Annotated in this window: 11 protein-coding genes; 2 read left to right on the top strand and 9 right to left on the bottom strand. The window is 62.1% G+C overall.

All coding sequences use genetic code 11. The annotated features are described in order from the left end of the window. Nucleotides 1-204: 204 nt before the first annotated feature. From GGD53_RS28335 to GGD53_RS28295, 9 genes are all read right to left on the bottom strand, one after another. The gene (locus GGD53_RS28335) at nt 205-2,175 is read right to left on the bottom strand and encodes a HAMP domain-containing methyl-accepting chemotaxis protein (protein WP_184460034.1); all 1,971 of its coding nucleotides are present in this window, start codon (nt 2,173-2,175) and stop codon (nt 205-207) included. A gap of 528 nt (nt 2,176-2,703) precedes the next feature. Then, a complete protein-coding gene (locus GGD53_RS28330) occupies nt 2,704-3,774 on the bottom strand; it encodes an LLM class flavin-dependent oxidoreductase (protein ID WP_184460033.1) in 1,071 nt (356 codons plus the stop codon). Nucleotides 3,775-4,086: 312 nt separating this feature from the next. Further along, a complete protein-coding gene (locus tag GGD53_RS28325; protein ID WP_184460032.1) occupies nt 4,087-4,425 on the bottom strand; it encodes a hypothetical protein in 339 nt (112 codons plus the stop codon). Nucleotides 4,426-4,523: 98 nt separating this feature from the next. Further along, nucleotides 4,524-5,621 carry an ABC transporter substrate-binding protein gene (locus GGD53_RS28320; RefSeq protein ID WP_184460031.1) on the bottom strand — a complete coding sequence of 366 codons (1,098 nt, stop codon included), beginning with the start codon at nt 5,619-5,621 and terminating at the stop codon, nt 4,524-4,526. 49 nt (nt 5,622-5,670) lie between these two features. Then, nucleotides 5,671-6,711 (bottom strand): ABC transporter permease, encoded by a 1,041-nt coding sequence (locus GGD53_RS28315; RefSeq protein ID WP_184460030.1) that lies wholly within the window; start codon nt 6,709-6,711, stop codon nt 5,671-5,673. Nucleotides 6,712-6,729: 18 nt separating this feature from the next. Beyond that, the gene (locus tag GGD53_RS28310; protein WP_184460029.1) at nt 6,730-8,226 is read right to left on the bottom strand and encodes an ATP-binding cassette domain-containing protein; all 1,497 of its coding nucleotides are present in this window, start codon (nt 8,224-8,226) and stop codon (nt 6,730-6,732) included. Nucleotides 8,227-8,330: 104 nt separating this feature from the next. Beyond that, nucleotides 8,331-9,224: an NAD(P)-dependent oxidoreductase gene (locus tag GGD53_RS28305; RefSeq protein ID WP_184460028.1), complete on the bottom strand. Its 894-nt coding sequence runs from the start codon at nt 9,222-9,224 to the stop codon at nt 8,331-8,333. Next, on the bottom strand, nt 9,214-9,771 hold the full coding sequence (locus tag GGD53_RS28300) for a gluconokinase (RefSeq protein WP_184460036.1): 558 nt from the start codon (nt 9,769-9,771) through the stop codon (nt 9,214-9,216). The genes GGD53_RS28305 and GGD53_RS28300 overlap by 11 nt, the downstream gene beginning before the upstream one ends. A 13-nt stretch (nt 9,772-9,784) precedes the next feature. Next, nucleotides 9,785-10,549 (bottom strand): SDR family oxidoreductase, encoded by a 765-nt coding sequence (locus GGD53_RS28295; protein ID WP_184460027.1) that lies wholly within the window; start codon nt 10,547-10,549, stop codon nt 9,785-9,787. 134 nt (nt 10,550-10,683) lie between these two features. On the opposite strand from GGD53_RS28295, the gene GGD53_RS28290 reads away from it, so the two are divergent. Both GGD53_RS28290 and GGD53_RS28285 read left to right on the top strand, forming a co-directional pair. After that, the gene (locus tag GGD53_RS28290; protein WP_184460026.1) at nt 10,684-11,625 is read left to right on the top strand and encodes a 2-hydroxyacid dehydrogenase; all 942 of its coding nucleotides are present in this window, start codon (nt 10,684-10,686) and stop codon (nt 11,623-11,625) included. A gap of 10 nt (nt 11,626-11,635) precedes the next feature. Next, on the top strand, nt 11,636-12,667 hold the full coding sequence (locus GGD53_RS28285; RefSeq protein WP_184460025.1) for an L-idonate 5-dehydrogenase: 1,032 nt from the start codon (nt 11,636-11,638) through the stop codon (nt 12,665-12,667). Nucleotides 12,668-12,677: the final 10 nt, after the last annotated feature.

Here is a 12,677-nt window from a genome sequence, read left to right as displayed (position 1 = left end):
ATCGGCCCGCAGGTTCGATCCACGCTTCCTCCCCACGCTCGGTCGCCCTTGCAAAGTTGCGCTTCTCTTCGCTCGCCATGACCAGCTTACGGTGGGACTTGCACCCACAAGAGTGCGCCCATGCTGGGCGCACAATGCGAAGGGCAGCACATGCTGCCCTTCGTCGCTTCGCTTTTCAGCGGAGGCTGAGGAGAGGTCTGACGATCAGAACTCTTCCCAATCGCCGGCCAATGCTGCGTTCCCTTGGGTCGCATTCGCCTGGAACGACTTGCTCACTCTGGCAACCATCTGGCGGGCCGGCGAGGCCACGGGTTGAGCATGCTGTGCCGCGGCCGCCGGCTGCGATATTCGTTTCGGCGCCACCGTTCCGCCGATGTTGAACTGGCCCAGAAGCTGGAACAGCGCGTCGGCTTCCCTGGCGAGCTTATGAGCTGCGGCTGTGGCTTCCTCCACCATGGCGGCGTTTTGCTGCGTGCCCTGGTCCATTCTGTTGACGGCGGTGTTGATCTCCTTCAGCCCCGTCGCCTGCTCCTGCGAAGCACCGACGATAGCGCCGACATTGCCGTCGACCTGTTGCACCTGCGTTGCGATCTCCTGCAGGGCTTTTCCGGTCTCGCCAACCAAGGCGACGCCGTTTTTGACGTGGCCGTTCGAGGCGTTGATCAGTTCTTTGATTTCCTTTGCCGCCTTGGCGGAACGCTGCGCCAATTCACGCACTTCCTGGGCGACGACGGCAAAGCCCTTGCCTGCTTCACCGGCACGCGCCGCTTCGACGCCGGCATTCAATGCCAGCAGGTTGGTCTGGAACGCGATCTCATCGATGACGCCGATGATGCTGCCGATTTCGGTGGCCGAGGATTCGATCTTGCCCATGGCGTCGACCGCGTCGCGAACGACGCTGCCCGAGCGTTCCGCATTGTCCTTGGTCTTGCGAACAAGCTGCCCGGCCTCCACAGCCCTGTTGCTCGAGTCGGCGACAGTGGTCGTGATCTCTTCCAGGGCAGCAGCGGTTTCCTCGACAGAGGCGGCCTGCTGTTCGGTCCGCTTGGCGAGATCGTCCGAAGCGGAACGGATTTCCTGCGCGCCGGCCGCAATTGCGCTGGCGTTCTGAGAAACCTTCTGCATGGCGGCGCGTAGCTTTTCGACCGCGGCGTTGAAGTCTGCCCGGAGCTTTTCCAGCGACGGAATGAACGGGGTATCGATCTGCTGCGTGAGGTCGCCGTCAGCAAGCGCCTGCAAGGCGTCGCCAAGCTGGCCGACAGCCTTGTCCGTCTGCTCGGCAAGGGTGCGGCGTTCATCGGCATCCTGCTCCAGCCGGTGCCGTTCCACGACGGCCCGTTTGGCTTCTGCATCGGCTTCCCGTTCCGCCTTTGTCGAAATCGCATCACGCAGACCCGCCACGGCTCGCGCGAGCTTGCCGATCTCATCGCCCCGCGCTTCGAGATGACGGTCGCCCTCGAGATTGCCCTCAGCCATCGCCTTCAGCGAAAGCTGAAGTTTTGCCAGCGGGCCGACGATCGTGCGAGATGTGATGGTCGCGGCAATGATGGAAAGAAGAGCCGCAATGGCGAGCGCCGTCAGCGCGACCGGCTTGAAGCTGCTTGCCGCACTGCGAACTTCGCCGCCGACCGATTTGTTCAGCGCCTCCTGATAATCGATGAATTTGTTGATGGCGCCGAGCCAGGCGACGAAGGCCGGCCGCGCCTGTTCGAGCAGGATCTTGCGGGCGTGCTCGCCGTCGCCCTTCTCCTGCAGCGCGATGATCTCCGCTACCAGAGGATTGGTTTTCCCCTGTATGTCGGCGATCTCCTTGAGGATGGATTTTTCCTGATCCGTCGCGCCTGCCGGAGATGAGACCATATCGGCCATGCGCTTTTCGTTTTCGGCGTAGGTCGCCGCAAGTTTTTCGATCAATGCCTCGGCGCTCTTGCGTTCATCGGCCGATGTCACCAGGGTCACGTCGCGAATGGCGATCGCCCGGTCGTGCACGCTGCCGCGATAATTGATGGCAAACCGCTGCTTCACGCTGTTGACGTCGTTGATCGTTTCAAGGTTGCCGTCGATCTCGGCAACCTTCTCCGCCGAATAGATGGTCAAGGCGGCCATCAGCAGAAGCAGGAAACTGAAACCGAGGGTGAGGCGCACCGCGATCCCGAAATTCTTAATGCTCTTCATTGTCACTCTCCATCGTGTCGGCGAGGTTTGTCAAATCTGTCTTGGCCGCCAGGATCGCTCGTCGCATCTCGTTCAAATGCAGAGCGTCAACCTATCTCCCAATGCACCGACGAAACTTCTGCGCGCCCGATATGGGAGGCACGCACCAAGGTTCACGTCGATTTCATGCGCGATTTCGGATGCTGGGCCGCCATCATGGCGTAGATGACGATCCTGAGAACGTCGTTCCGATATCCTTAAAAATTTAGGGGAATATATTTTAGAGAATGTAAACGGAGGCGGTAGGCTATCGCTGCGTTGCGATTTTGGAATATTTTGCGAACATTTTTTTCGCAAAATACCCCGATCTTCGCACCGGCAAGCGTATGTCAAGTTGTCCGGCAGAATCGGGCTATATCTCTTGTTGCAAACCGGACTATTCAAGTCTCCCTGCACGTCACGTTCGAATAATGGTCTTCCGTAACGAAGCAGGACGATCGCCGATATCTTGGATGCACTATGGCGGTGCGCTGACACCTTCCTCCGACGTCAACCGCGCAGCAGCGGCAGAAGCTGGTCGCCCTGGCGCTTGATCTCGGAAAGGTAGGGCGTGTCGGAAAGCACGAAATGCGTGATGCCGAGATCCTGATATTTGCGCAGCGAGCGGGCGACGTCCGCCGCCGAACCGACCAGCCATGTTGTGCCGGCGCCACCGCCGCCGAATTTGCCGGGCGCGGTATAGAGATTGTCGTCGAGGACATCGCCGCGCTCATAGAGAGCGAGCAGCCGCTGCTGGCCGACAGCAAGCACGCGCTGGTGATCGTGCCACCCGGCGCCTTTGTTTTTTGCCATCTCGGCAACCTTCGCCTCGGCGTCGGCCCAGGCCTGTTCCGTCGTATCCCGGACCAGCGTCGTTATCCGCAATCCGAACTCCAGCGGGGGAAGGTCGCGGTCGAGTTCCCTGCTCAACGTCTTGAGCCGGCCGATCCGCTCCCGGACACCCTCCAGTGGCTCGCCCCAGAAAAGCTGGACGTCTGCTTCGGTGGCCGCCACCCGCTCGGCCGCCTCGGAGGCGCCGCCGAAATAGAATTTGGGATGGCGGCGGCCGCCGCGAACCTGGATGCGGGGGACCACGGTGGATTCGGCGACCCTGAAGTGATCGCCCGCCGAGGTGACGTTTTCCTCGGTCCATAGTCTTCGGACCAGCCGCATGAATTCCTTCGTGCGGGCATAACGATGCGCCTGATCGCCCTCGCTATCGCCATAGGCCGGCAGGTTATCCTTGCCCGAGACGATGTTGATCCGCACGCGGCAGCCGCTGAGATGATCGAGCGTCGCGGCTGCGGAGGCGAAGTTTGCCGGCCGCCAGTAGCCCGGGCGGATCGCGATCAGCGGTTCGAAACTGGTGGTCCGCGCGGCAAGCGAGGCCGCGACGGTAAACGTGTCGGGGCGGCCCCAGCCGGTGCCGATCAGCGCGCCTTTCCAGCCATGCTCCTCCAGCGCCTTCGCATGGCTGGTCAGCGTATCCAGGCTGTTGTGATTGTCGACGGCGGAATCGCCACGATGACCAGGCCTGACGTCGTTTGGAATATACCAGAGAAATTCGGAATTATTGCTCATGCGATGCTGCGGATCTACGTGATTGGAAGAAGAAGGCCTCCTGGGAGATCATGCGGTTACCTGCTTCGCCGGGCGCCCATGCGGGGTAAAATGGAGCATTGCCCACTAAATCAGTAGACTATTTAATTTAATAATGGCGGCGCTGATGAAAAATTGTGCCAAAGGTCGGTGCCCGCGGGCTTGGCAGCGTCCCAATAGGAAAAGCGCCTGGAACGCTTGTTCGCAGGCGCTTTAAGATTGTTCGATCCCTGTCCTCGATCTTACGGCCGGGCAGCGTCCGTCGCTCCAGTCGGCGCGGAAAATGCCCGGCGGTCAGTCAATGGCCGGCGGGTATTCGTTGGCCTGGAAGACGTGGTGATGCACCTTGCCGGTGAAGAGCTGCAGGAGTTCGCCGGTGACCTCGCGGCTCTCGAAGCGCACATCGGAGCGAAGCGCTGCGTTGACCGCATCCATATCGGGATAACGAATGGCAAGCGCCATGGCATAGACCGGGGCGCCTTCGTCGCGCTCCATGCCATCCAGCACCCGCACTTCCTCGGCGCCGGGAAATTTCGTCCAGAGAGGGACGAGCCGCTGTCTGACAAAATCCCGGAACTCCTCTTCTCTGCCGGGATGGATTTCGCCTTCAAACAAAGCATAACGAATGATCATGGGTTCTCTTTTCCAAAACTCGCCGGAGCTGGATCGACATAGAGGTGATGCAGTGAGGGGAGGGCGTACCAGCCGATACGCCCTCTGATCGAAAAAGCTTATTTGCCCCAGATTTTCTTGTATTGATCGCGATAGCCGTTATCGGGATCGAAGCTGTTCTTCGGCCCGCCGTCAAATTCGACGTTCGCGCTGGTCACCACGTGGAGCGGCGACACATAGCCCGACCACGGAGCGCCCGCGAAGGCGCGGTTCAGTTCATCGACGAGCTGCCAGCCCTGGAGGTTGAGCGGCTCGGCGACTGTGACGGCCTGATACTGCTTGGCGCGAATGCGCTGATAGGCGCTCTCCGAACCGTCGCCGGCGGCAACATTAACCGGCTTTCCGTCGCCGGCAATGCCGGCCGAGGCGAGGGACGGTCCCATGAAGTCGTAGTAGAGGTCGTTGATCGCCAGCGAATGCGTCCACTTGGCGCCGTATTTCTGCAGCAGCGACGTGGTCAGCTGCGGCATGCGCTGCGAGGTTTCGGCGATCGGCGTGTCGACATATTCGAGCACCGTGCCGCCGAGATCCTCGATCTCCTTTTTCATACGGTCGGCCTTGGCGATCGCGATCGCATAGGTGGAGTCGGTGAAGATGATGACACCAGGCTTGCCGCCGGCATCGGCGAAGGCCCAATCCGCCGCGGACTTCGATACTTCCATCGCATCGGTGGTGACGTTGGCGAAAACGCCGACGTCGGCAACCGGGCCGACGGCCGAGGCGGCGTGCCAGGAAACCATCGGAATACCGGCCGCCTTAGCCGCTTCCATCGCCGGCTTCTGCTCGACCGCATCGAAGCCGTTGATGATGATGCCATCCGGCTTCAGCGCCATGGCCTGGCCGAAGGCCGCGGTGCGGCCGCCGATCGAGCCGGCGCCGTCAAGCGCCTTCACCGTCCAGCCGAGCGCGCCCGCCGCTTCCTGGACGCCATTGACCACACCGAGGATGCCGCCGTTTTTCATATCGGCGGCAAGAATGACGATGTTCTTGCCGGTCGCACCCTTGGGTCCGCTGGTCGGGCCATCCCATGCGCTGACCTTGGAAGCATATTTGTCGACCACGGCCTTGGCGTCGGCCATGGAATCGGCCAATGCCGGCACGCTGAGCATAACGGCGACGGTTGCGACCGTTGCCTGCAATAAAGTTCTGCGCTTCATGTTCACTCCTCCATTTTGTTTGTTGTGAGATACCGGTGAGCCGGCATCCTCATTTGGATGCGGGTGTGATCCTCCTCACGGCTCCGCGTTTGCGCTGGGCGTAACCTGCTATACCGATGGCAATCAGCAGGGTCACACCGTTGAACAGCGGTTCGACGAAGAACGACCCGCCGAATTGCTGAATTCCTGAAATGCCGACGGCCAGGATGATGACGCCGATCAAGGTGCCCCAGACGTTCACCCGTCCGGGCTTGATCGTCGTCGATCCGAGAAAGGCGCCGACAAGCGCCGGCAGCAGATATTCGAGGCCGACGCTCGCCTGGCCGATGCGCAGCTTCGAGGCGAGCAGGATCCCGGTCAGGGCCGCCAGCAGGCCTGAGGTGACGAAGGCGCCGATCACGAATTTGCGGACGGGAATGCCATTGAGGGCAGCCGCCTTGGGATTGGCGCCGATGGCATAGAGATACCGGCCGATCGGCAGGTATTCGAGCACGATCCACATGCAGATTGCGATCAGCAGCACGTAAAAGCCAGTGATCGGCAGGCCGAACAGCATGGTGCCGTTCAGCGCATAGAAGCCCTCAGGCAGGACACCGACCACCTGCCGGCCGCCGGTATGCCAGAGGGCAAGCGCATAGAGGACCGTGCCCGTGCCGAGCGTCGCAATGAAACTGTCGATCTTGGCGACCTCGACCAAAAGGCCGTTGATGAAGCCGGTGAGAACGCCGAGCGCGAGAACGATCAGGACCGCGACCGGCCAGGGCAGGCCGTAGACCGTCTGCAGGCTGATCGCGAGAATATGCCAGAGCACGATGCCGTAGCCGACCGTCAGGTCGATGCGGCCCGACGCCATCGGGATCATCGCGGCCAGCGACAGCAGCGCGATGATCGCCTTGTCGGAGACGATCGAGCGGACATTCAACACGGTCGGAAACGTATCGGGCAGCAGGATCGAGAAGAGCACGATCAGCCCAAGGGTAAGGATCACCAGCCCATAAACCGGGATCAGGCGGCCGATCTTCTGTCCGGTGGACAGGCCGGCCATTTCGCTCTTGGTCGGCTCCAGCGCGGTGGATTCAATGGATTGCATGGCTGTTCTCCCGATGGCTCAAGCCGCTTCCGATGCGGATGCGGCTGTTATGACCGCCTCCGTGGTCAGGGCGCTTCCAGTCAGTTCGCTGACGATTTTGCCGCGCGAGAAAACCAGCGCGCGGTGGCAGATATGGGCGATTTCCTCGAAGTCCGTCGACACCACGACGACCGCGAGACCGGCTTCCAGCGCCTGGGTGATCAGACGGTAGATCTCCGCACGCGCGCCGATATCGACGCCGGCGGTCGGATCTTCCGCAATCAGCAGCTTGCGGCCGGTTGCCAGCCAGCGGCCGACGACCACTTTCTGCTGATTGCCGCCCGACAGGGCCTCGACCGGCAGATCCGGATCGTTCGGCCTGAGGCCGACGGTATGGCCGATCGCATGCGCAAGATCGGCTTCACCGCGCGGAGACAGGAAGGACAACAGCCCGCGCCCGACAGCGCCCGGATTGAGGTAGGTGTTTTCCCGAATGGACAGCGAGAGCGCGACGGATTCCTCCGTACGGTCACGGGCAATCAGACCGATGCCAGACGCCATGGCCTGTCGCGGGCTGGAAAGATCCGGCGCCTGGTCATGCAGCAGAACCGAGCCGTTGAAGGGCTCGCAGCCGAACAGCGCCCGGCCGATGCGTTCCTGACCGGCGCCGCGCAATCCGGCAAGGCCGAGCAGCTCGCCCTCTCTTATATCGAAGGATATCGGGCTGGTGCCGGCGCAGACGAGGTTGCGGACTTTGACGATCGCCTTGCCGGGCTTGATCTCGGTCCTCGAAAAGAGACTGTCGCCGCTGCGGCCGATGATCATCGTCACCAGTTCGTCGGGAGTGGTCTCGCTGACCGGCTTCTGCCCGACCATGCATCCGTCGCGCAGCACGGCGACGCGATCGGCGATGCGGAAAATCTCGTCCAGCCTGTGGGAGACGTAGATCATGCCGACGCCGCGCTCCTTCAGCGGGCGGATCGCATTGAACAGCCGATCGACTTCGTCGGCGGGCAGGCTCGCCGTCGGCTCGTCGAGCACGAGGACGTCGGCTTCGACGGCAAGCGCGCGGGCAATGGCGACGAGCGATTTTTCGGTGCGCGACAAGGCCGAGACCCGCGTCGTCGGATCGAAATCGCAGCCGACCAGCTTCAAGGCTTCTTTGGCGCGCGCCTGCGTCCTGTTCCAGTCGATCAGACCCCGGCGCATCGAGAAGCCCTGCGACAGACCCATATTCTCGCCGACCGTCATCCACTCGATCAAGCCGAGATCCTGATGGATGAAGGCGACCGGTTGCCGCTCGTTCGGCTTCGGCGGGCGATGATGGTAACTCTGGCCGCGAAAAAGGATGTCGCCATTATCGGGCTTGTAGATGCCGGCAAGCGTCTTGATCAGCGTCGATTTTCCGGCGCCGTTTTCGCCAAGCAGCGCCAGGATCTCGCCCTCGCGCAGATCGATCGAGACGTCACGCAGCGCCTGCGTGCCGCCGAAGCTTTTGGTGATCGATTGGAACTCCAGCAGTCTCTTGGCTTCCACTGTGGCTCCTCCCAAAGCTGCAGCTGTCGTTATGGATAGATGTTATCGATAACATTCCGGATTAGTCAAGCGGAAAGTGACAATCTCCCACGCCTGAAATGAGGTCAGTCGGCGGCAAATCCGTCGAGCAGACGCATCATCTCGGCAGAGTCCTTCGGCCCAAGACCGGCAGCGCAAAGCAGGCGGTGAATCTCCACCACTGCGCCCGTCATCGGCAGCGGCGTTTTCGTCTTCAGCGCAAAGGCCTGAAGCGAGTTGAGATCCTTCAGCATATTGTCGATCCTGCCTGTCGGCGAGAAATCCCGGGCGGCGAATTTTGCCATGAATTCCTGCAATATCCGGCTGTCTGCCCTGCCGCCGGCAAGGGCGGCCGGAATGGCGGCGGGATCGACGCCGCCGGCTTCCGCCAGTTTGACGGCTTCAGCGACCGACTGGAACAGCACGGCGCAGAACAGCTGGTTGATCAGCTTGGTGGTCTGCCCGGCGCCGGAAGCGCCCATCAGCGTGTAGTTGACGGCAAGATGCCGCATCACCACCCGCGCCCGCTCGAAATCCTCGGGGCTGCCGCCGGCCATGATCGTCAGCTTGCCGGCGAGCGCGCCGGGCACGCCGCCGGAAAGCGGGCAATCCACCCATGCCATGCCCGTTTCCCCACGCAGCCGCTTCGCCATGTCGGCGGTCTCGGCCGGGTCGATCGAGGACATGTCGATCAGCAGTTTGTCGGGGTTTGCCGCCGCCGCAACGCCCTTCTCGCCGAAGACGACGGAGCGGACGATGTTTGCGTGATTGAGGCTGAGCACGCAGAATTCCGACCGCGAGACCGCATCCTCCACCGAAGCGGCCGCGTGGGCGCCCTTGGCTGCCAATGCCGCGACCTTTTCGGCGTCGAGATCGAAGACTGACACCTTGTGTCCAGTTTCGATCAATCGGGTGACGATCGCCGCCCCCATGATGCCGGCGCCGATGACGGCGACATTTGCTCTGTGGTCATCCTGCATGATAATCTCCTCCCTTGACGGCCACGCCTCTCAGCCCCTCACAAGCCAGCGCCACCATATCATCCAAAGCCATGTCGATCGCGACCGTCACGACACCGGTCTCCCCGGTCGGCGGCTCCAGCGTCTGCAGCTGGCTGTCGAGCAGCGAGGCCGGCATGAAATGGCCCTGACGTGCCTGCATCCGCGACAGCAGAAGCTCGCGCGATCCTTCGAGGAAAACAAAGGCAAGGCGCCCGCCTGCCGCCTGCCTCAGCCTGTCCCGATAGCTTCTTTTCAACGCGGAGCAGGAAACGACCAGCCCTCGCGATGCGTTTAGCGCGGTCTTTATTTCCTCACCGATCCGGTCGAGCCAGGGCAGGCGATCTTCATCGGTGAGCGGTATGCCCTGCGCCATCTTCTCGACATTGGCAGCCGGATGGAGCTGGTCGCCTTCCACAAACGGCATGCCGTTTCGGGCCGCGATGCGCTCTCCAACCGAGGATTTGCCGCAGCCGCTGACGCCCATGACGATCACGGCCAAGGGCAGTACCTTTTTCTCCAGATTCATCATCTCACCTCTCTTAGAGGCAGGTCGTGATGCCGCCGTCGACATAAAGCGTGTGGCCGTTGATGAAGGACGAGCCGCGGCCCGACAGGAAGACGGCGGCACCCACCAGTTCCTCGACATTGCCCCAGCGTCCGGCCGGCGTCCGTTTCTCGAGCCACGAGGAAAATTCGGGATTGTCGACCAGCGCCTGGTTGAGCGGCGTCTTGAAATAGCCCGGCGCAATCGCGTTGATCTGCAGGCCGTGCTTGGCCCAGTCGGCGCACATGCCGCGCGTCAGGTTGCGCACCGCGCCTTTGGTCGCCGTGTAAGGGGCAATGCCGGGACGGGCGAGCTCGCTCTGAACCGAGGCGATGTTGATGATCTTGCCATGCCCGCGGGCGATCATCGCCTTGGCCGCCGCCTGGCCGACGTAAAAGACGCTCGAAATATTGGTGGTCAGCAGCAGCTCCCATTTGTCCGCCGGGAAATCTTCCAGCGGCGTGCGGAACTGCATGCCGGCATTGTTGATCAGTATGTCCAGCGGACCGATATCGGCCTCGATCGCGGCGATCCCCTGCGTGGCAGCGTCCTTGCTGGTTACGTCGAAGATGGCCGCATGGGCAGACAGACCTTGAGCCTTGAGGCTTTCGACTGCGCGTTTGACACTTTCGGGCGTGCGGCCGTTGATGACGACCTCGGCGCCATGCTGCGCCAGGCCCTCGGCCAGCGCATAACCGATCCCCTGGCTCGAGCCGGTGATCAGGGCAAGCTGCCCGGTCAGATCAAACAGGTTCTTCATGCAAATAACTCCTCCGGTGTCGCTGCGAATGACGGCTTATACCCCCACTCGCGGTGAAACTCACTTGACATCCCTTTCTCGGATTATATGTTATCGATAACATAATCAACAGCCAAAATGCGGGATGGGACGAAATGCCTGACGTAGAAATCTTGATGGCCGGGGCCTATCCGGAGTGGGACATGGTGGATCTGGAGGCGACCTACCGCGTCCACCGTCTGTGGGAAGCCGCGGATCGGCAGGCACTGATTTCGAAAGTCGGAAGCAATATCCGCGCCATCGCGACACGCGGCGAACTCGGCGCTTCCGCCGACCTGATGAAGCAGTTGCCGAAGCTGGAGATCGTCTCCTGCTACGGCGTCGGCACCGACGCCATCGACCTGTCCTACGCCCGCGCCAAAGGCATTCGCGTGACGAATACCCCTGACGTGCTGACCGAAGACGTCGCCGATATCGCGATCGGACTGCTGCTTTCCACGGCGCGCCAGATTCCGCAGGCCGACGTTTTCGTCCGCACCGGCCAGTGGGGCAACGTTCCCATGCCGCTGGTGACGCGAGTTTCGGGCAAGAAGGTCGGGATCGTCGGCATGGGGCGGATCGGCAAGGCGATCGCCAAGCGAACTGCCGCTTTCGGCTGCGACATCTCTTATTTCGCCCGCAACAGGGACCAGGACGTCGCCTATGGTTATGAAGCCAATCTGGTCGCGCTGGCCAATTGGGCCGACTTCCTGATCGTCATCGTCCCCGGAGGGGCCGCGACCATGAAGATCATCAACGCCGAGGTGCTTGAAGCGCTCGGTCCGGAAGGCATGCTGATCAACGTTTCGCGCGGAACGACCGTCGACGAGGAGGCGCTGATCGCAGCGCTTCAGAACCGCACCATCCAAGCCGCCGGCCTTGACGTTTTCCTCAACGAGCCGAAAATCGATGCGCGCTTCCTGACGCTGCCAAACGTCGTGCTGCAGCCCCACCACGGCTCCGGCACGATCGAAACCCGCAAGGCCATGGGCAAACTGGTCAGAGACAATCTCGCCGCGCATTTTGCCGATCGCGCGCTTCCGACTCCCGTCGTGTGAGGATCCCGATATGAAAGCCATCGTCATTCACGGCGCCAAGGATCTCCGGGTCGAAGAGCGCGAGCCGGAGGTTGCGGGCGCGGGGCAGGTGGAGATATCAATCGAAGCCGGCGGCATCTGCGGCTCCGATCTGCATTATTACAATCATGGCGGCTTCGGCACCGTTCGCCTGCGCGAGCCGATGATCCTCGGCCACGAGATCGCCGGCACGGTCAAGGCGCTGGGTGCCGGCGTCAGCGACCTTACCGTCGGAGACCGCGTTGCGGTTTCCCCGAGCCGGCCGTGCAGCCATTGCCAATATTGCCTGAAGGGCCAGCAGAACCACTGCCTCAACATGCGGTTTTACGGCAGCGCCATGCCCATGCCGCATATTCAGGGCGGCTTCCGCCAGCGGCTGGTGGCGGAGCGCTGGCAATGCCACAGGGTCGCCGACGGCATTTCCATTCACGAGGCCGCCTTTGCCGAACCCTTTGCCGTGACGCTGCATGCGGCAAGCCGCGCCGGATCGCTGCTGGGCAAACGGGTGCTGGTCACAGGCTGCGGCCCCATCGGCATGCTGGCGATCGTTGCCGCCCGCGTTCTCGGCGCCCGCGAGATCGTCGCAACCGACGTCACCGACAGCGTTCTCGCCATCGCCCGCACCAGCGGCGCGGATCGAACGATCAATGTTGCCACCCATGCCGCCGACCTTGCGGCTTACAGCGCCGACAAGGGATATTTCGACGTCATGTTCGAGGCGTCGGGCAATGAGCGGGCCGTGCGCGCCGGCCTGGAGGTGCTGAAGCCCCGTGCCGTGCTCGTGCAGCTCGGCCTTGGCGGTGATGTCTCCATTCCGCAGAACATGATCGTTGCCAAGGAAATCGAGATGCGCGGCACATTCCGCTTCCACGAGGAGTTCGGGCTCGCCGTCGAGCTGATCAACGCGCGTCGCGTCGATCTGAAACCGCTGCTGACGGGCGTCTTCGGGATCGACGAGGCCGTCGCCGCCTTCGAACTGGCAAGCGACCGCAGCAAATCGATGAAGGTACAGATCACTTTCTGAAGCGGCGCTC

Source organism: Rhizobium aethiopicum (genome assembly GCF_014197535.1).
Taxonomy (GTDB): domain Bacteria; phylum Pseudomonadota; class Alphaproteobacteria; order Rhizobiales; family Rhizobiaceae; genus Rhizobium; species Rhizobium aethiopicum_A.
Note: the sequence above shows the minus strand (reverse complement) of the source record. Positions and strands in the feature narration are given on the sequence as shown.

Coding starts and splice junctions, on each gene's coding strand:
- GGD53_RS28305 (WP_184460028.1), bottom strand. CDS start 9,224: ATGCAGGATGACCACAGAGCAAATGTCGCCGTCATCGGCGCCGGCATC.
- GGD53_RS28335 (WP_184460034.1), bottom strand. CDS start 2,175: ATGAAGAGCATTAAGAATTTCGGGATCGCGGTGCGCCTCACCCTCGGT.
- GGD53_RS28330 (WP_184460033.1), bottom strand. CDS start 3,774: ATGAGCAATAATTCCGAATTTCTCTGGTATATTCCAAACGACGTCAGG.
- GGD53_RS28295 (WP_184460027.1), bottom strand. CDS start 10,549: ATGAAGAACCTGTTTGATCTGACCGGGCAGCTTGCCCTGATCACCGGC.
- GGD53_RS28325 (WP_184460032.1), bottom strand. CDS start 4,425: ATGATCATTCGTTATGCTTTGTTTGAAGGCGAAATCCATCCCGGCAGA.
- GGD53_RS28285 (WP_184460025.1), top strand. CDS start 11,636: ATGAAAGCCATCGTCATTCACGGCGCCAAGGATCTCCGGGTCGAAGAG.
- GGD53_RS28290 (WP_184460026.1), top strand. CDS start 10,684: ATGCCTGACGTAGAAATCTTGATGGCCGGGGCCTATCCGGAGTGGGAC.
- GGD53_RS28315 (WP_184460030.1), bottom strand. CDS start 6,711: ATGCAATCCATTGAATCCACCGCGCTGGAGCCGACCAAGAGCGAAATG.
- GGD53_RS28300 (WP_184460036.1), bottom strand. CDS start 9,771: ATGAATCTGGAGAAAAAGGTACTGCCCTTGGCCGTGATCGTCATGGGC.
- GGD53_RS28320 (WP_184460031.1), bottom strand. CDS start 5,621: ATGAAGCGCAGAACTTTATTGCAGGCAACGGTCGCAACCGTCGCCGTT.